The sequence below is a fragment of the Staphylococcus sp. EG-SA-14 genome (assembly GCF_017151935.1).
GTDB classification, from domain to species: Bacteria; Bacillota; Bacilli; order Staphylococcales; family Staphylococcaceae; genus Staphylococcus; species Staphylococcus aureus.
In genome coordinates, this window is sequence record NZ_JACVZM010000005.1 from 116988 (window position 1) to 134633 (window position 17646).

At 30.8% G+C, this 17646-nt stretch carries 18 protein-coding genes and 1 pseudogene; 12 read left to right on the forward strand and 7 right to left on the reverse strand.

The window, feature by feature from the left end; translation table 11 throughout:
* Positions 1-23 precede the first annotated feature (23 nt).
* Entirely contained in the window at positions 24-1565 is a 1542-nt protein-coding gene (guaA, locus tag IDG63_RS05385) for a glutamine-hydrolyzing GMP synthase (protein WP_000424963.1), read from the forward strand.
* Positions 1566-1677: 112 nt separating this feature from the next.
* Here guaA and IDG63_RS05390 read toward each other — a convergent pair whose 3' ends face one another.
* The 6 genes from IDG63_RS05390 to IDG63_RS05415 form a co-directional block, all read right to left on the reverse strand.
* Positions 1678-2214 carry a hypothetical protein gene (locus tag IDG63_RS05390; protein ID WP_000551776.1) on the reverse strand — a complete coding sequence of 179 codons (537 nt, stop codon included), beginning with the start codon at positions 2212-2214 and terminating at the stop codon, positions 1678-1680.
* A gap of 368 nt (positions 2215-2582) precedes the next feature.
* Entirely contained in the window at positions 2583-3311 is a 729-nt protein-coding gene (locus IDG63_RS05395) for a type II toxin-antitoxin system PemK/MazF family toxin (RefSeq protein WP_000041884.1), read from the reverse strand.
* Positions 3312-3709: 398 nt separating this feature from the next.
* Entirely contained in the window at positions 3710-3982 is a 273-nt protein-coding gene (locus tag IDG63_RS05400) for a transposase (protein ID WP_000159787.1), read from the reverse strand.
* 260 nt (positions 3983-4242) lie between these two features.
* Positions 4243-4395 (reverse strand): hypothetical protein, encoded by a 153-nt coding sequence (locus IDG63_RS05405; RefSeq protein ID WP_000248850.1) that lies wholly within the window; start codon positions 4393-4395, stop codon positions 4243-4245.
* 523 nt (positions 4396-4918) lie between these two features.
* Complete coding sequence (locus tag IDG63_RS05410) at positions 4919-5278, reverse strand: DUF1304 domain-containing protein (RefSeq protein WP_001021621.1); 360 nt, start codon at positions 5276-5278, stop codon at positions 4919-4921.
* An 18-nt stretch (positions 5279-5296) separates the two neighbouring features.
* Positions 5297-6142 (reverse strand): SDR family oxidoreductase, encoded by an 846-nt coding sequence (locus tag IDG63_RS05415; protein WP_001024391.1) that lies wholly within the window; start codon positions 6140-6142, stop codon positions 5297-5299.
* Positions 6143-6613: 471 nt separating this feature from the next.
* Here IDG63_RS05415 and IDG63_RS05420 point away from each other — a divergent pair, with 471 nt between their 5' ends.
* From IDG63_RS05420 to IDG63_RS05470, 11 genes are all read left to right on the forward strand, one after another.
* Positions 6614-7294 carry a superantigen-like protein SSL1 gene (locus tag IDG63_RS05420; RefSeq protein WP_000669012.1) on the forward strand — a complete coding sequence of 227 codons (681 nt, stop codon included), beginning with the start codon at positions 6614-6616 and terminating at the stop codon, positions 7292-7294.
* Between the two features lie 286 nt (positions 7295-7580).
* Complete coding sequence (locus IDG63_RS05425; protein ID WP_000782827.1) at positions 7581-8276, forward strand: superantigen-like protein SSL2; 696 nt, start codon at positions 7581-7583, stop codon at positions 8274-8276.
* Positions 8277-8566: 290 nt separating this feature from the next.
* Positions 8567-9637 carry a superantigen-like protein SSL3 gene (locus IDG63_RS05430; RefSeq protein ID WP_001056483.1) on the forward strand — a complete coding sequence of 357 codons (1071 nt, stop codon included), beginning with the start codon at positions 8567-8569 and terminating at the stop codon, positions 9635-9637.
* A gap of 117 nt (positions 9638-9754) precedes the next feature.
* Complete coding sequence (locus tag IDG63_RS05435; RefSeq protein WP_001792090.1) at positions 9755-9892, forward strand: hypothetical protein; 138 nt, start codon at positions 9755-9757, stop codon at positions 9890-9892.
* A gap of 108 nt (positions 9893-10000) precedes the next feature.
* Positions 10001-10846 (forward strand): superantigen-like protein SSL4, encoded by an 846-nt coding sequence (locus IDG63_RS05440; RefSeq protein ID WP_000705655.1) that lies wholly within the window; start codon positions 10001-10003, stop codon positions 10844-10846.
* Between the two features lie 363 nt (positions 10847-11209).
* Positions 11210-11914, forward strand: coding sequence for a superantigen-like protein SSL5 (locus IDG63_RS05445; RefSeq protein ID WP_000784251.1), 705 nt, complete (start codon positions 11210-11212; stop codon positions 11912-11914).
* Between the two features lie 429 nt (positions 11915-12343).
* Complete coding sequence (locus IDG63_RS05450; RefSeq protein WP_000769804.1) at positions 12344-13039, forward strand: superantigen-like protein SSL6; 696 nt, start codon at positions 12344-12346, stop codon at positions 13037-13039.
* Positions 13040-13460: 421 nt separating this feature from the next.
* A complete protein-coding gene (locus IDG63_RS05455) occupies positions 13461-14156 on the forward strand; it encodes a superantigen-like protein SSL7 (RefSeq protein ID WP_000769835.1) in 696 nt (231 codons plus the stop codon).
* Between the two features lie 343 nt (positions 14157-14499).
* Complete coding sequence (locus IDG63_RS05460) at positions 14500-15198, forward strand: superantigen-like protein SSL8 (protein WP_000673028.1); 699 nt, start codon at positions 14500-14502, stop codon at positions 15196-15198.
* Positions 15199-15576: 378 nt separating this feature from the next.
* A complete protein-coding gene (locus IDG63_RS05465; RefSeq protein ID WP_000778499.1) occupies positions 15577-16275 on the forward strand; it encodes a superantigen-like protein SSL9 in 699 nt (232 codons plus the stop codon).
* 365 nt (positions 16276-16640) lie between these two features.
* On the forward strand, positions 16641-17324 hold the full coding sequence (locus tag IDG63_RS05470; protein WP_000778479.1) for a superantigen-like protein SSL10: 684 nt from the start codon (positions 16641-16643) through the stop codon (positions 17322-17324).
* 82 nt (positions 17325-17406) lie between these two features.
* Here the strand turns inward: IDG63_RS05470 and IDG63_RS05475 are convergent.
* Positions 17407-17508: pseudogene (locus IDG63_RS05475) on the reverse strand (hypothetical protein); the annotation flags it as partial.
* Positions 17509-17646: the final 138 nt, after the last annotated feature.

A 17646-nucleotide genomic window follows, 5' to 3' on the forward strand; every position in this document is an offset into this window, starting at 1 on the left:
TAAGATAAAGGAGAACGACAAATATGGAAATGGCAAAAGAACAAGAGTTAATCCTTGTCTTAGACTTTGGTAGCCAATACAACCAATTAATTACACGCCGAATTCGTGAAATGGGCGTTTATAGTGAATTACACGATCATGAAATTTCAATTGAAGAAATTAAGAAAATGAATCCAAAAGGTATTATCTTATCAGGTGGTCCAAATTCAGTTTATGAAGAAGGTTCATTTACAATTGATCCGGAAATATATAATTTAGGAATTCCAGTACTTGGTATTTGTTACGGCATGCAATTAACTACTAAATTATTAGGTGGTAAAGTTGAACGTGCCAATGAACGTGAATACGGTAAAGCAATCATTAATGCGAAGTCAGATGAGTTATTCGCTGGCTTACCAGCAGAACAAACTGTTTGGATGAGTCATTCTGATAAAGTTATTGAAATTCCAGAAGGCTTTGAAGTTATCGCTGATAGCCCAAGTACAGACTATGCAGCAATCGAAGATAAGAAACGTCGCATTTATGGTGTTCAATTCCATCCAGAAGTACGTCATACAGAATATGGTAATGATTTATTAAATAATTTTGTCCGTCGTGTTTGTGATTGTAAAGGTCAATGGACAATGGAAAACTTTATCGAAATCGAAATTGAAAAGATTCGTCAACGCGTAGGAGACCGTCGTGTATTATGTGCGATGAGTGGCGGCGTAGATTCATCTGTTGTAGCTGTACTATTGCATAAAGCAATAGGTGATCAACTAACATGTATCTTTGTAGACCATGGCTTACTTCGTAAAGGTGAAGGCGACATGGTTATGGAACAATTCGGTGAAGGTTTCAACATGAATATTATTCGTGTTAATGCGAAAGATCGCTTTATGAATAAATTAAAAGGTGTTTCTGATCCTGAACAAAAACGTAAAATCATTGGTAATGAATTTGTATATGTATTTGATGATGAAGCATCAAAACTGAAAGGTGTAGACTTCCTTGCGCAAGGAACACTTTATACAGACGTTATCGAATCAGGTACCAAGACAGCACAAACAATCAAATCACATCACAATGTTGGTGGATTACCAGAAGACATGGAATTCGAATTAATCGAACCAATCAATACATTGTTTAAAGATGAGGTACGTAAATTAGGTATTGAATTAGGTATTCCAGAACATTTAGTATGGAGACAACCATTCCCAGGACCTGGTCTTGGTATTCGTGTACTTGGAGAAATTACTGAAGATAAACTAGAAATCGTTAGAGAATCAGACGCAATTTTACGCCAAGTGATTAGAGAAGAAGGTCTTGAAAGAGAAATTTGGCAATACTTCACAGTGTTACCAAACATTCAATCAGTAGGTGTTATGGGAGACTACCGTACGTATGATCACACAGTAGGTATCCGTGCAGTAACATCTATCGACGGCATGACAAGTGATTTTGCACGCATCGATTGGGAAGTCTTACAAAAGATTTCAAGTCGTATCGTAAACGAAGTAGACCACGTTAACCGCGTAGTCTATGACATTACATCAAAACCACCAAGCACAATTGAGTGGGAATAATTATATATAATAAAACCACCTGTTTGCACGGGTGGTTTTTAATTTGAGTAGTTGGAAAATTACAATAAGGACGGAAAAGGGGTAAGGTGTTCTAAGTTTGCGTTTTAATTCATCAATAAGGCAATTTTCCGTGTTTATTTTTATATAAAATTTCATATTGTTTAGGATCTTCTTGTTTTAAATCATAAATTATAGTTTCGTCTACTATTTTTTCTAATTCAAGTGTATTAAAGCTCCAGTCATTTGTTGTTATTATAAATATTTTTTGGACTGGGTTGTTATTTATATGATTAATTAGCCTAGGAGTATCTGTTTCTATTATTAGAGCAGATTCTACAGGATAGTAAATAGCAAAGTCTCCGTGATAAATTGTGTTTCTTTCATAGAGGTTAACCTCTAAGGTTAAATTACTCAATTTGAAGATTGTGTTTTGAGTTATATTTTTAGGAATAATTCGATTATCTACTATTTGTTTTAGGTTGCCTATTGAACGAGTGTGTATCGTCCCTTTTGTGTAATCGGAATTATTTAAAGCTCTTAAAACAGTTGTTAATTTATACTCGTTAACATAACCCTTTACTAAAGCCATCCGTTTATCGCTACCTATAAAATCTTTCAGTTTTTTGTTGAATTCATTATTGTTGTGCATAATATTTTATCCTTTCCATTAGTTGATTGTTTTCATTTGTTCAAATCTCTATCCATTTACTCGGTTACAGGGCTGTGTATTTGCAGAGTAATATTATGATTGAAATAACCAACGCGTTCCGTATTCGTTTTGAGTGACGCAGCTAGCTGCGATAATAGTGACATGTGGCTTATAACACATTGTGTAATTTATTGTGTGTTTTGTGATGTCTAATATTGATTGCAGATTGTTGTATATTTCACTTAAAGGGCATTTATATAAAAAAAGAGGCCAGATGACGTATCATCTGACCTTCAGCTAAAACGCTGAGAATATGTCATTCTTCAAGAGAATGAAGCCGGAATGGTTACCGGGAATTTGTAAATCAATTATATCAGATGTAATATTACAATGCAATTAGAAAAGAACTTTATCTTTAATTGCTTTTCGATTTCATTCATGTCATCTTCTGAAATTATTATCGTTCCAGTAGGATCAGAATCATTTATTTTGCTTATACGTCTTTTGCTTATTGTTGTAATTGCTGATATATTAACGTATGTATCTTTCCCTTTGTGCTTGGAATAAACACCTATCACTCTATACAGTTCATTAGCTTTTTGATTTAAGTTAGACAAAAGCTTTTTATCTTCTGTGCTAAGTTTAATGTCAATTTCTCTATATTTTTGGGCTAATGCTTGTACTTTACTACTGATATCGATAATCTGTTTTTTTAAATCTGTTGCTGTTAGATTTAGCACCGATTCGTTTAACTTCAAATAATTTTTATTACCTTTGGAAGAAAGTGGAACTATTGTAACTGTTTCTTTTCCTTTATTGTCTTTGTTATCTAATATTACACAAAAATGATTACCAGAAAACTCACTTCCAATATTACTCCCTAGTTTTACATATACCACTGTTCCTCTACTATATGATTTATAATATCTTTTTTTATTGCTTGTAACATCGCTATGTATAGCAATTGAATAAAACTCTAGCCAATGAGGCATGTATATAACTTTCATGTTTTTACTATCGGATTTTGAATAAGCTTGTTTTAGTTTTTTGTTTGACGTATTTAATTTACTATTTGCTTGATTGATATTTTTAGACATTAAATAGTGTTCTCCTAATCAATTTATTCTTCTTTATATCAGCATTATTAGCACTGAAATTAACATGAATGGTACGAAAATAGATGTTACTATAAAACCAACAATTTTTATTAGGTGGAACTCATCAATTTTGTATTTAGCAAATTTCGCAATGACCTGCTATTTATTCGCTTTTTATAGTTCATGTATGTGTAAAAAAGTCTATATTGAACATCTAATTATAAGCGAATTCCTAATGCTAAAAGCAATCTAACTTACTTAAATATTATTATGAGTTTTTATTGAAATTAAATAAATTTAAACTATTTCTTAGTCTCTCCATATCGTTGGAAGTTGGTTCTTTATATAATCAGATAAATTAGAATCTTCAAGTAATGTATCTTTAAAAAGTTCAGTTTCTAAATCAACTTTAAAATTTGCTTTAAAACATCATGTTCCATTTTTAAATGTTGAACTTCTTTGCGTAATTTTATTAACTCTTTTTCATCACTTTTTAAATTATCTTGATGATTGAAGGGTCCAGTATTTTGGTGTTGTTTTATCGAATTTGAGATAATTGAGGGTTTTAAATCATACTTTCGTATAATTTCATTCTTAAGCTTACCATTTTTATATAATCTAACCATTTGTAACTTAAACTCTGAACTAAATGTTCTTCTTTCTTTTGTCATAATAAAATTGACTACTTTCTTAATTTAACAATATCTATTCTCATAGAATTTGTTCAATTAAGTGTAGACGATTCACTGACACATCATAAGTACGTAAGGAATTTTGATCGTTCATTGTTATTGCTTTATGTTTTAGGGAATGTGCTATTGAAGGGTTTAAAGATGTTTGAAATGTCTTGGTTTCTTGACTTATATAGTTATGAAAGAGGGCGTTGTCCTTTATAGCATTTCTGAGATTAGAAATGCTATAAATAAAGTGATTAAGATTTTTTGTTTTCATGTAATTTAAGAAATGGATTTGTTTTTTGGGGGTTATTTTTAATTCTATTATGAAATGGTTTGAATTTTGCAGTTGCAAATATGATAACTGCTTCTTTTGACAAAGTAATAGAACCTTTTTCTTCTGGTACCATGATATTCACTCCTTGTACAATTCAATTAAAGTCTTATAAAATAATTTTACTATACAATTACCTTTGTGTAAATCGTTTCTTATTGTTACCAAATTATTTGTTTAAAAGCATTATGCAATGCCAATCAACACCGAAGTTCTCATGTCCTCTTTCCTTTTACGACTACATATATTGTTAATAATATTGAAATAATAAACTTATAGTGATAATATTTATTTAACTGATCCATGAGAGTAGGAACCCCACCATACGGGAATTTCGAAATCATGGTTTTTTTGTTTTAAAGGATTGATGCAATAGATAAAGTAGCCATTCTAATATATGGAGTATTTATCAGCTAAAAATTAAAACAGATATGGGTTTTCTTCATTAAATCATTTTTCTATAAGGAAACAGAGGCAACGCTACTGTCACCTCTGCTTGAAATAATTAGGTTGAAATACTCTGAGTCTAAAGTCCACACCCAATTCGCTCAAATCCTCCAAACCTCCGACTACATCTCCAAACCCCCAAACACCAATATTTACCAAAGCATTGATATGAGTGCCAATACTGGCAATGTACCTTGTTTGAAAAAGATACTAATATTGCTTGAAAGGCCACCATAAATAGCAACGCCAATGATATACACTAAAATAGCTGCGCATATTTCTTTTGGATTACTGCTGATAAACAAACCGTATATTAGCAAAATTCCGATTAAACCGTTATATACGCCTTGGTTCTTCAAAAGTAGGTTAATATTTTTGTCTTTCAATTTATCGACGCTTATATTAAATGTCTCGCTAGTCTTTTTGGAAGTTGTAGCAATCGTTTCAAGGTACATAATATAGAAAAACTCTAATGCCACAAATATGATTAAAATTGTTGAGATGATATTCACTGTAACGCTCCTTTATTATTAAATATTTTCTTGTAAAAATGATTGCAGTGTCTGTGGTTGATCATTGACTAATTGTTGGAAATCATTGGATTCTTGGTCTAATAGTCCTCTTGCTCCTGCGTCGTACATTGATGCCAATAATGCACCAAAGCCTTTAGGTTCATCGTACATTTCTGCGAATGTCTCTAATGAAACGGGCTCATATTTAATTTCTGTGCCTGATGCCTCAGATAAAATTGCAGCAAGTTCTTTCATATCATAACTGTAGCCTGATAATAAATAGCGTTTGCCCCAAGTATCTGGATTTTTAATAATAGCAATGACACCTCTAGCAATATCATTTCTAGTAATATAATTAATACGACCATCACCAGCTGGATAAATCAGTTTATGCATATTCATCAATTCTGGTAAATATGGTTTAAGTGGATCCATGTACATTGCCATTCTTACATAGGTATAGTCAATGCCACTTGTTGCCAATAGACGTGTTGCATAACCAAAATAAGGACTCATATGGAATGGATTATTATGCTGATCTGCGTAATAACCTATGAAAATGATATGAGCAACGCCACTTTGCTTTGCCGCATATACTAAATTTTCCACTTCAGGAATACGTTTGAATGATGGATGAATAATACTTGGAATAAACACAACGGTATCCATTCCTTTAAATGCTTCTACCATGCTTTCTTGATTAAAATAATCTAATTGTCGAACAGAAACTTTTCCACGCCAATCTTCTGGAACTTTCTCAACATTTCTAACACCAATGTGAAAATGATCTATGTGATTTGCAATGGCTTGATTTGTAATATGTGTGCCTAAATGACCTGTAGCACCTGTTAACATAATATTCATTCACTTCATCTCCTAATCTTTATATACATAACATAATACTTATTCGATGGTTTTCAAAACATTTGATTTTATAAAAAATTGTAATCTGTATTTATTGTCGACGTGTATAGTAAATACGTAAATATTATTAATGTTGAAAATGCCGTAATGACGCGTTTTAGTTGATGTGTATCACTAATATCATTGAAAATTTTAATCAGGTACTACGACAATATGATGTCTGTTTTGTGTCTGAAAGTTTTACAGTTTTTAAAATAAAAATGGTATAAAGTGTGATTTGTATAAAAAAGAGTCTCGACGGATAAGAATTGATTAATAACAGTTAGTATTTTATTAATTACCTTAACAATGATTCAAGTTTAGTTAAATGAGGTTTAATTTGAAAGGGGATAGCGCCTCAATATAATGTAGGTAGATTGTTCATATTACGTAATTGAAAAATCAAATTTAAATAGATTGGGGCTAAAAATTATGAAATTTAAAGCGATAGCAAAAGCAAGTTTAGCATTGGGAATGTTAGCAACAGGTGTAATTACATCGAATGTACAATCAGTACAAGCGAAAACAGAAGTTAAACAACAAAGCGAGGCTGATTTAAAACTTTATTATAGTGGACCAAGTTTTGAACATAAAAAAGTAACTGGGTTTAAATATACTGATGAAAAAGGAAGCTTTTTCGAGTTCATAGACAGAGGTCAATTTAATAAGGTTTCATTAGTTGGTCCTGATAAAGATAAATTGAATGATGGGGATAACTCAGGTTTAGATGTATTTGTCGTTAGAGAAGGATACGGTAGACAAGCTGATAATCATTCAATTGGTGGCGTAACAAAAACTAATAGACAATCATATTTTGATCAAATTAATACACCAATTTTAGAAATTAAAAATGATAGTGAAGATCTTTATAAAGGTTATCATTTAATATTTAAAGAAGACATCTCATTAAAAGAACTTGATTATAGATTACGAGAACGTGCGATTAAACAATACGGCTTGTATTCAAATGGTCTTAAACAAGGTCAAATTACAATTACAATGAATGATGGCACAACACATACAATCGATTTAAGTCAAAAACTTGAAAAAGAACGTATGGGTGAGTCAATCGACGGCAGACAAATACAAAAAATTCTAGTAGAAATTAAATAATACATTCTAACAGCAAAGTGCTATGTTGAATAGTGCTTGTTATGGAAACTATGGAAGTTAAGCGACGTACTGTTGCTTAGCTTCTTTTTTTGATGGGAAAAACGACCTAAAACTCACACAAACAGTCGCACCACGCATTATCTTTTGCTTAAATAGCTTAATCATATTTTATGAATAGTTAAAAACAGGTTAATGTGAATATCCGAATACAGCTCCTATAATATGGGTGTATGATTCAAATTACGTAATAAAACAATCTAATTATAATAGATTGGAGCATACAACTATGAAAATGAAATCAATTGCAAAAATAAGTTTGTTATTAGGAATATTAGCAACAGGTGTAAGCACTACAACGGAAAAACCAGTTCATGCCGAAAAGAAACCTATTGTAATAAGTGAAAATAGCAAAAAATTAAAAGCTTATTATACTCAACCGAGTATTGAATATAAAAATGTGACAGGTTATATCAGTTTCATTCAACCAAGTATTAAATTTATGAATATCATAGATGGTAATTCTGTTAATAATCTTGCTCTAATTGGCAAAGATAAGCAACATTATCATACGGGTGTACATCGTAATCTTAATATATTTTACGTTAATGAGGATAAGAGATTTGAAGGTGCAAAGTACTCCATTGGCGGTATCACGAGTGCAAACGATAAAGCTGTCGACCTAATAGCAGAAGCAAGAGTTATTAAAGCAGATCATATTGGTGAATATGATTATGACTTTTTCCCATTTAAAATAGATAAAGAAGCGATGTCATTGAAAGAGATTGATTTTAAATTAAGAAAATACCTTATTGATAATTATGGTCTTTACGGTGAAATGAGTACAGGGAAAATTACCGTCAAAAAGAAATACTATGGAAAGTATACATTTGAATTGGATAAAAAGTTACAAGAAGACCGTATGTCCGATGTTATCAATGTCACAGATATTGATAGAATTGAAATCAAAGTTAGAAAAGCTTAATACACATACTTGACGACGAAATAATTTGAAATTGAAATAGAGAGGTTAAGTGACGATCAAACGTTGCTTAACTTCTTTTTAATGCTTAAAAATCATTTCAAAGGCACATAGAAACGCTATATTAACCTCATAATCACTCATTATTTTTTGCTTAAATTACTTAATAATACTTCAATAATTGTTAAAAAGGGTTTAATGTGATTATCTTAGAACGCCATCTATAATGATGTTGTATGATTCAAATTACGTAAAAAGACAATCGAATATAATATAGATTGGAGTATACAATTATGAATATGAAAACAATTGCTAAAACCAGTTTAGCACTAGGGCTTTTAACAACAGGCGCAATTACAGTAACGACGCAATCGGTCAAAGCAGAAAAAATACAATCAACTAAAGTTGACAAAGTACCAACGCTTAAAGCAGAGCGATTAGCAATGATAAACATAACAGCAGGTGCAAATTCAGCGACAACACAAGCAGCTAACACAAGACAAGAACGCACGCCTAAACTCGAAAAGGCACCAAATACTAATGAGGAAAAAACCTCAGCTTCCAAAATAGAAAAAATATCACAACCTAAACAAGAAGAGCAGAAATCGCTTAATATATCAGCAACGCCAGCGCCTAAACAAGAACAATCACAAACGACAACCGAATCCACAACGCCGAAAACTAAAGTGACAACACCTCCATCAACAAACACGCCACAACCAATGCAATCTACTAAATCAGACACACCACAATCTCCAACCATAAAACAAGCACAAACAGATATGACTCCTAAATATGAAGATTTAAGAGCGTATTACACGAAACCGAGTTTTGAATTTGAAAAGCAGTTTGGATTTTTGCTCAAACCATGGACGACGGTTAGGTTTATGAATGTTATTCCAAATAGGTTCATCTATAAAATAGCTTTAGTTGGAAAAGATGAGAAAAAATATAAAGATGGACCTTACGATAATATCGATGTATTTATCGTTTTAGAAGACAATAAATATCAATTAAAAAAATATTCTGTCGGTGGCATCACGAAGACTAATAGTAAAAAAGTTGATCACAAAGCAGAATTAAGCGTTACTAAAAAAGATAATCAAGGTATGATTTCACGCGATGTTTCAGAATACATGATTACTAAGGAAGAGATTTCCTTGAAAGAGCTTGATTTTAAATTGAGAAAACAACTTATTGAAAAACATAATCTTTACGGTAACATGGGTTCAGGAACAATCGTTATTAAAATGAAAAACGGTGGGAAGTATACGTTTGAATTACACAAAAAACTGCAAGAGCATCGTATGGCAGATGTCATAGAAGGTACAAACATTGATAAAATTGAAGTGAATATAAAATAATCATGACGTTCTCTAAATAGAAGCTGACATCGGTAAAACAAGAAGTTAAGTGACAACGGTTTACATGTTGCTTAGCTTCTTTTATTATGCGTAATGATGTAAAAGACGAATATTCATTTGTTTGTAAAAGTGGCATTTCTATGTCTTAAAAGTGACGAATCCTCAAATGTGCCAAGTGTTGAATCACATCAAAATCAGTTTTATTTAACGAACATTATGGATTTCTTAATTTACTTAACGATGATTCAAATATAGTTAAACAAGGTTTAATGTGAATGGAGCAATACGCCATCTATAATAAAGCTGTATGATTCAATGAATGTAATCGAACAAATCTAATAATTACGAATGGAGCATACAACTATGAAAATAACAACAATTGCTAAAACAAGTTTAGCACTAGGCCTTTTAACAACGGGTGTAATCACAACGACAACGCAAGAAGCAAACGCGACAACACCATCTTCCACTAAAGTGGAAGCACCGCAACAAGCAGCAAATGCGACAACACCATCTTCAACTAAAGTGGAAGCACCGCAACAAGCAGCAAACGCGACAACACCACCTTCGTCTAATGTAGACACATCACCACCACAATCGCCAACCACAAAACAAGTACCAACAGAAATAAATCCTAAATTTAAAGATTTAAGAGCGTATTATACGAAACCAAGTTTAGAATTTAAAAATGAGATTGGTATTATTTTAAAAAAATGGACGACAATAAGATTTATGAATGTTGTCCCAGATTATTTCATATATAAAATTGCTTTAGTTGGTAAAGATGATAAAAAATATGGTGAAGGAGTACATAGGAATGTCGATGTATTTGTCGTTTTAGAAGAAAATAATTACAATCTCGAAAAATATTCTGTCGGTGGTATCACAAAGAGTAATAGTAAAAAAGTTGATCACAAAGCAGGAGTAAGAATTACTAAGGAAGATAATAAAGGTACAATCTCTCATGATGTTTCAGAATTCAAGATTACTAAAGAACAGATTTCCTTGAAAGAACTTGATTTTAAATTGAGAAAACAACTTATTGAAAATCATAATCTGTACGGTAACGTTGGTTCAGGTAAAATTGTTATTAAAATGAAAAACGGTGGAAAGTACACGTTTGAATTACACAAAAAATTACAAGAAAATCGCATGGCAGACGTCATAGATGGTACTAATATTGATAACATTGAAGTGAATATAAAATAATCATGACATTCTCTAAATAGAAGCTGTCATCGGAAAAACAAGAAGTTAAGTGACAACGGCCTACATGTTGCTTAGCTTCTTTTGTTATGTTCGATGATTTGAGAACCCGAATTTTCGATGAGTCCAAATATGACGTGGAAGAGTCCTGAATTTATCTGTAAATCCCTATCTATCGGGTGTGGATCACAACGGAATCAGTTTTATTTAACGAACATTATAGATTCCTTAATTTACTTAATAATGATTCAATGATTATTAAACATGGTTTAATGTGAAAGGTCAAATACGCCAATTATAATAAAGCTGTATGATTCAATAGACGTAAGCGAACAAATCTAATAATTACGAATGGAGCATACAACTATGAAAATGACAGCAATTGCGAAAGCAAGTTTAGCATTAGGTATTTTAGCAACAGGAACAATAACATCAACGCATCAAACTGTAAATGCGAGTGAACATGAAGCAAAATATGAAAATGTGACAAAAGATATCTTTGACTTAAGAGATTACTATAGTGGTGCAAGTAAGGAACTTAAAAATGTTACTGGTTATCGTTATAGCAAAGGTGGCAAGCATTACCTTATCTTTGATAAAAATAGAAAATTCACAAGAGTACAGATATTTGGTAAAGATATTGAAAGATTTAAAGCACGCAAAAATCCGGGATTAGACATATTTGTTGTTAAAGAAGCGGAAAACCGTAATGGCACAGTGTTTTCATATGGTGGTGTCACTAAGAAAAATCAAGACGCTTATTATGATTATATAAACGCACCAAGATTTCAAATCAAGAGAGATGAAGGTGACGGTATTGCTACGTACGGTAGAGTACACTACATTTATAAAGAAGAGATTTCACTTAAAGAACTCGACTTTAAATTGAGACAGTATTTAATTCAAAATTTTGATCTGTATAAAAAGTTTCCTAAAGATAGTAAGATAAAAGTGATAATGAAAGATGGCGGCTATTATACGTTTGAACTTAATAAAAAATTACAAACAAATCGCATGAGTGATGTCATTGACGGTAGAAATATTGAAAAAATAGAAGCCAACATTAGATAATTCAATGAAATATGGATAATAGTAAAATATGGATAGTATAGAGGAGTTAGGCAACATAAGTTGCTTAGCTTCTTTTTTGTGTTGGAGAGATGAAAATGAAGCGGGTTCATGATCAAAACTTGTGGAAATAGTTGATACTTATAGATGCGTGATGTCGCTTTAGTGACATGAAACAATGTGGAAAACATAATTAAATTGAGGGAAAGTGTGAATAGTTAAAAAATTAGCGTTAAGTTTAAAAAATAGATTAACGCTGTTAGGATTCCATTAATTAGCTTAACATTGGTTCAGGAATAGTTAAAATGAGGTTAATTCATAGCTTAGTATTCCGCTTATATAATGATAGTAGATTGTTCGTATTACGTAATTGAAATAATCATATGAAAATTATTATAAGCAAATTTCTAAATAGATTGGGAGAATAGTACTATGAAATTAAAAACGATAGCTAAAGCAACATTAGCATTGGGATTGTTAGCTACTGGTGTAATAACAACAGAAAGTCAAACAGTAAAAGCGGCAGAATCAACTCAAGGTCAACACAATTATAAATCGTTAAAATACTACTATAGCAAGCCAAGTATAGAGTTAAAAAATCTTGATGGTTTGTATAGACAGAAAGTGACAGATAAAGGAGTATATGTTTGGAAGGATCGAAAAGATTATTTTGTTGGCTTGCTTGGTAAAGATATTGAAAAATACCCTCAAGGTGAGCATGATAAGCAAGATGCATTTTTAGTCATCGAGGAGGAAACTGTTAATGGAAGACAATATTCAATTGGTGGTTTAAGTAAGACAAATAGTAAAGAATTTAGTAAAGAAGTCGATGTTAAAGTAACAAGAAAAATTGATGAATCATCGGAAAAGTCTAAAGATAGTAAATTTAAAATTACTAAAGAAGAAATCTCGTTAAAAGAGTTGGACTTTAAATTAAGAAAAAAATTGATGGAAGAAGAAAAATTATATGGTGCTGTTAACAATAGAAAAGGTAAAATTGTAGTTAAAATGGAAGATGATAAGTTTTATACTTTCGAACTTACAAAAAAATTACAACCGCATCGCATGGGTGACACGATAGATGGTACCAAAATCAAAGAAATTAATGTTGAGCTAGAATATAAATAATCTTTGGACAAGCAGACTAGTAATTGTAGGGAAGTTAAGCGATAACATATTGCTTAGCTTCTTTTTTGTTTTGTTATGATGAAAAAAGGAGCGGGTTTATGATCAATTTTTTGGAAAAACGGTTGATACTTATAGTCGCGCGTTGTCCTTTTCGTGACATGAAACAATGTGGAAAACATAATTAAATTGAGGGAAAGTGTGAATAGTTAAAAAATTAGCATTGTGTTATAAAAAATAATTAATACTGTTAGGATTTCATTAACTAACTTAACGTTGGTTCAAAAATAGTTAAAAAGAGGTTAATTCATAGCGCAGTATCTCACTTATATAATGATAGTAGATTGTTCGTATTACGTAATTGAATTAATCATATAAAAATATATTAAGACAAAATTTATAAATAGATTGGGAGAATAGTACTGTGAAATTAAAAACGTTAGCTAAAGCAACATTGGCATTAGGCTTATTAACTACTGGTGTGATTACATCAGAAGGCCAAGCAGTGCAAGCAAAAGAAAAGCAAGAGAGAGTACAACATTTATATGATATTAAAGACTTACATCGATACTACTCATCAGAAAGTTTTGAATTCAGTAATATTAGTGGTAAGGTTGAAAATTATAACGGTTCTAACGTTGTACGCTTTAACCAAGAAAATCAAAATCACCAATTATTCTTATTAGGAAAAGATAAAGATAAATATAAAGAAGGCCTTGAAGGCCAGAATGTCTTTGTGGTAAAAGAATTAATTGATCCAAACGGTAGACTATCTACTGTTGGTGGTGTAACGAAGAAAAATAACCAATCTTCTGAAACTAATACACCTTTATTTATAAAAAAAGTGTATGGCGGAAATTTAGATGCATCAATTGAATCATTTTTAATTAATAAAGAAGAAGTTTCACTGAAAGAACTTGATTTCAAAATTAGACAACATTTAGTTAAAAATTATGGTTTATATAAAGGTACGACTAAATACGGTAAGATCACTTTCAATTTGAAAGATGGAGAAAAGCAAGAAATTGATTTAGGTGATAAATTGCAATTCGAGCACATGGGCGATGTGTTGAATAGTAAGGATATTCAAAATATAGCAGTGACTATTAATCAAATTTAAAGTAAGTAATCAATGACTCTAAAGTAATAAATTTGAAGCAGCTTAACGATGAAATGTTGAATAGATACGTACACCTTACATTAAGGAGCGCATTTAAAACAACCTTGTCGTTAGGCTTTTTTTTACGTTTTATAACGCAGGTTATGAGTGAGCATACTAAAAATTTACATTGCTCTTGAAAGTGATGCCCATTGAATATTAATTAGAACTTCATTAACCATGATTTAAGTTTAATTAAACGAGTGTTAATGTCAGCCTGTCTCAATGCCCTTTATAATAAATGTGTATTATTCAAATTACGTAATAAAAGCAATCCAATATATTAAGATTGGAGCACATGAATATGAAATTTACAGCGATAGCTAAAGCGATATTTGTATTAGGAATATTAACAACAAGTGCAATGATAACAGAAAATCAATCGGTTAATGCAAAAGGAAAGTATGAAAAAATGAACCGTTTATATGATACAAACAAGTTACATCAATACTATTCAGGACCTAGTTATGAGTTAACGAATGTTAGTGGTCAAAGTCAAGGTTATTATGACTCTAACGTTTTGCTTTTTAACCAACAAAATCAAAAGTTCCAAGTGTTTTTATTGGGAAAAGATGAAAATAAATACAAAGAAAAAACGCATGGCCTCGATGTCTTTGCGGTACCGGAATTAGTAGATTTAGATGGAAGAATATTTAGTGTTAGTGGTGTAACAAAGAAAAATGTAAAATCAATATTTGAGTCTCTAAGAACGCCGAACTTACTTGTTAAAAAAATAGACGATAAAGACGGTTTTTCTATTGATGAATTTTTCTTTATTCAAAAGGAAGAAGTATCATTGAAGGAACTTGATTTCAAAATAAGAAAACTGTTAATTAAAAAATACAAATTGTATGAAGGGGCAGCTGATAAAGGTAGAATTGTTATTAATATGAAAGATGAAAATAAGTATGAAATTGATTTAAGTGATAAATTAGATTTCGAGCGTATGGCAGATGTCATTAATAGTGAACAAATTAAAAACATCGAAGTGAATTTGAAATAATCAATGATATATATAGAATGAAAGCTTAAGAAGCGGTTTAATAATCCCATGTTTAATGATTTTGATACGTGTTTTAATAATAAAAACATATCGAACATTGACTACGTTATTAAGCTGCTTTTTTGTACACTTTATAATGAATAACTTAAGATTTAAAACTAATCTGAAAGAACAATGATTCACCAAAAAATATTTATGTTGCTATTAAAAATCAGTTAATACGAATGTTAAAATACGTTTGATTTTCATTAATAATGATTCAAGTTTATTTAAATGAGTGTTAATGTCAGTCTGTTTTGATGCACCTTATAATAAAGACAGATAGTTCAAATTACGTAATAATAACAATCCAATATATCAAGATTGGAGCAAATAAATATGAAATTGACTGCATTAGCAAAAGCAACATTAGCATTAGGAATATTAACTACAGGTGTGTTTACAGCAGAAAGTAAAGCTGTTCACGCGAAAGTAGAACTTGATGAGACACAACGCAAATATTATATCAATATGCTACATCAATACTATTCTGAAGAAAGTTTTGAACCAACAAACATTAGTGTTAAAAGCGAAGATTACTATGGATCTAACGTTTTAAACTTTAACCAACGAAATAAAGCTTTTAAAGTATTTTTACTTGGTGACGATAAAAATAAATATAAAGAAAAAACACATGGCCTTGATGTCTTTGCAGTACCTGAATTAATAGATATAAAAGGTGGTATATATAGCGTTGGCGGTATAACAAAGAAAAATGTGAGATCAGTGTTTGGATTTGTAAGTAATCCAAGTCTACAAGTTAAAAAAGTTGATGCTAAAAATGGCTTTTCGATAAACGAGTTGTTTTTTATTCAAAAGGAAGAAGTTTCATTGAAGGAACTGGACTTTAAAATAAGAAAACTCTTAATCGAAAAATATAGATTGTATAAAGGAACGTCTGATAAAGGTAGAATTGTTATCAATATGAAAGACGAAAAGAAGCATGAAATTGATTTAAGTGAAAAATTAAGTTTTGAACGTATGTTTGATGTAATGGACAGTAAGAAAATTAAAAACATTGAAGTGAATTTAAATTAGTTCGAGTTAATAGCATAATAGCTTAAGAAGCGACTTAACGACAAAATGTGAATTGACATCTGTGTCCTTATATAAGGAACTGTGTTAAATACATTACTGTTGTTAAGTTGTTTTTGTAATTCAAAGAGCAGAACAGAGTAACATCATCAGTTGTAGTAAACGATAATCTAGTAAAACAACTAAATGAAATAATGAAAGTCATTTAACCTGAACATTAAAATATATTTGTTTTTCATTAAGAATAATTCAAGTATATTTAAATCGAGGTTAATTATCGTATGAAACGATGCACGTTATAATAAAAATGTATGATTCAAATTACGTAATGAAAACAATCCAATATATTAAGATTGGAGCAAAACAATATGAAATTAACAGCGATAGCTAAAGCTGCATTAGCTTTAGGAATTTTAACAACAGGAACTTTAACAACAGAAGTTCATTCAGGTCATGCAAAACAAAATCAAAAGTCAGTAAATAAACATGACAAGGAAGCATTATACCGATACTACACTGGAAAGACTATGGAAATGAAAAATATTAGTGCTTTGAAGCATGGTAAAAATAACTTGCGTTTTAAGTATAGAGGTATGAAGATTCAAGTATTGCTGCTTGGAAATGATAAAAATAGATTTCAACAGCGTAGTTATAAGGGCTTAGATGTGTTTTTTGTTCAAGAAAAAAGAGACAAGCACGACATATTTTATACTGTTAGTGGCGTAATACAGACGAATAAAACATCTGGAGTTGTCAGTGCCCCAATATTAAATGTTACAAAGGAAAAAGGTGAAGATGCTTTTGTGAAAGGGTACCCTTATTATATTAAAAAAGAAAAAATAACATTAAAAGAGTTAGATTTTAAGTTGAGAAAGCATCTAATCGAAAAATATGGACTTTATAAAACAATCTCAAAAGATGGTAGGGTCAAAATTAGCTTGAAAGATGGCAGTTTTTATAACCTTGATTTAAGATCTAAATTAAAATTCAAATATATGGGGGAAGTCATAGAAAGCAAACAAATTAAAGATATTGAAGTTAACTTAAAGTAAATAATTACGAATAATAAAAAATAATTGAAGCGGCTTAACGATGAAAAGTAAATTGATGCGCATACCTTATAAAAAGGATACATCAATCGATATCGTCGTTAAGCTGTTTTGGTTTACGTTTCATGAATCCTACCCCAATTTTCATGAATATAAAATTTCCACCACCAACATCAAAATTCTCAACATCGTAACATCACCAAATGTTATAATAAATCTATTACACAAAGAGATAAATACTTATTCAAAGGCGGAGGAATCACATGTCTATTACTGAAAAACAACGTCAGCAACAAGCTGAATTACATAAAAAATTATGGTCGAT

Coding starts and splice junctions, on each gene's coding strand:
- IDG63_RS05390 (WP_000551776.1), bottom strand. CDS start 2,214: ATGCACAACAATAATGAATTCAACAAAAAACTGAAAGATTTTATAGGT.
- IDG63_RS05395 (WP_000041884.1), bottom strand. CDS start 3,311: ATGTCTAAAAATATCAATCAAGCAAATAGTAAATTAAATACGTCAAAC.
- IDG63_RS05405 (WP_000248850.1), bottom strand. CDS start 4,395: ATGGTACCAGAAGAAAAAGGTTCTATTACTTTGTCAAAAGAAGCAGTT.
- IDG63_RS05460 (WP_000673028.1), top strand. CDS start 14,500: ATGAAATTTACAGCGATAGCTAAAGCGATATTTGTATTAGGAATATTA.
- IDG63_RS05445 (WP_000784251.1), top strand. CDS start 11,210: ATGAAAATGACAGCAATTGCGAAAGCAAGTTTAGCATTAGGTATTTTA.
- IDG63_RS05400 (WP_000159787.1), bottom strand. CDS start 3,982: ATGACAAAAGAAAGAAGAACATTTAGTTCAGAGTTTAAGTTACAAATG.
- guaA (WP_000424963.1), top strand. CDS start 24: ATGGAAATGGCAAAAGAACAAGAGTTAATCCTTGTCTTAGACTTTGGT.
- IDG63_RS05430 (WP_001056483.1), top strand. CDS start 8,567: ATGAATATGAAAACAATTGCTAAAACCAGTTTAGCACTAGGGCTTTTA.
- IDG63_RS05440 (WP_000705655.1), top strand. CDS start 10,001: ATGAAAATAACAACAATTGCTAAAACAAGTTTAGCACTAGGCCTTTTA.
- IDG63_RS05425 (WP_000782827.1), top strand. CDS start 7,581: ATGAAAATGAAATCAATTGCAAAAATAAGTTTGTTATTAGGAATATTA.
- IDG63_RS05470 (WP_000778479.1), top strand. CDS start 16,641: ATGAAATTAACAGCGATAGCTAAAGCTGCATTAGCTTTAGGAATTTTA.
- IDG63_RS05420 (WP_000669012.1), top strand. CDS start 6,614: ATGAAATTTAAAGCGATAGCAAAAGCAAGTTTAGCATTGGGAATGTTA.
- IDG63_RS05415 (WP_001024391.1), bottom strand. CDS start 6,142: ATGAATATTATGTTAACAGGTGCTACAGGTCATTTAGGCACACATATT.
- IDG63_RS05465 (WP_000778499.1), top strand. CDS start 15,577: ATGAAATTGACTGCATTAGCAAAAGCAACATTAGCATTAGGAATATTA.
- IDG63_RS05450 (WP_000769804.1), top strand. CDS start 12,344: ATGAAATTAAAAACGATAGCTAAAGCAACATTAGCATTGGGATTGTTA.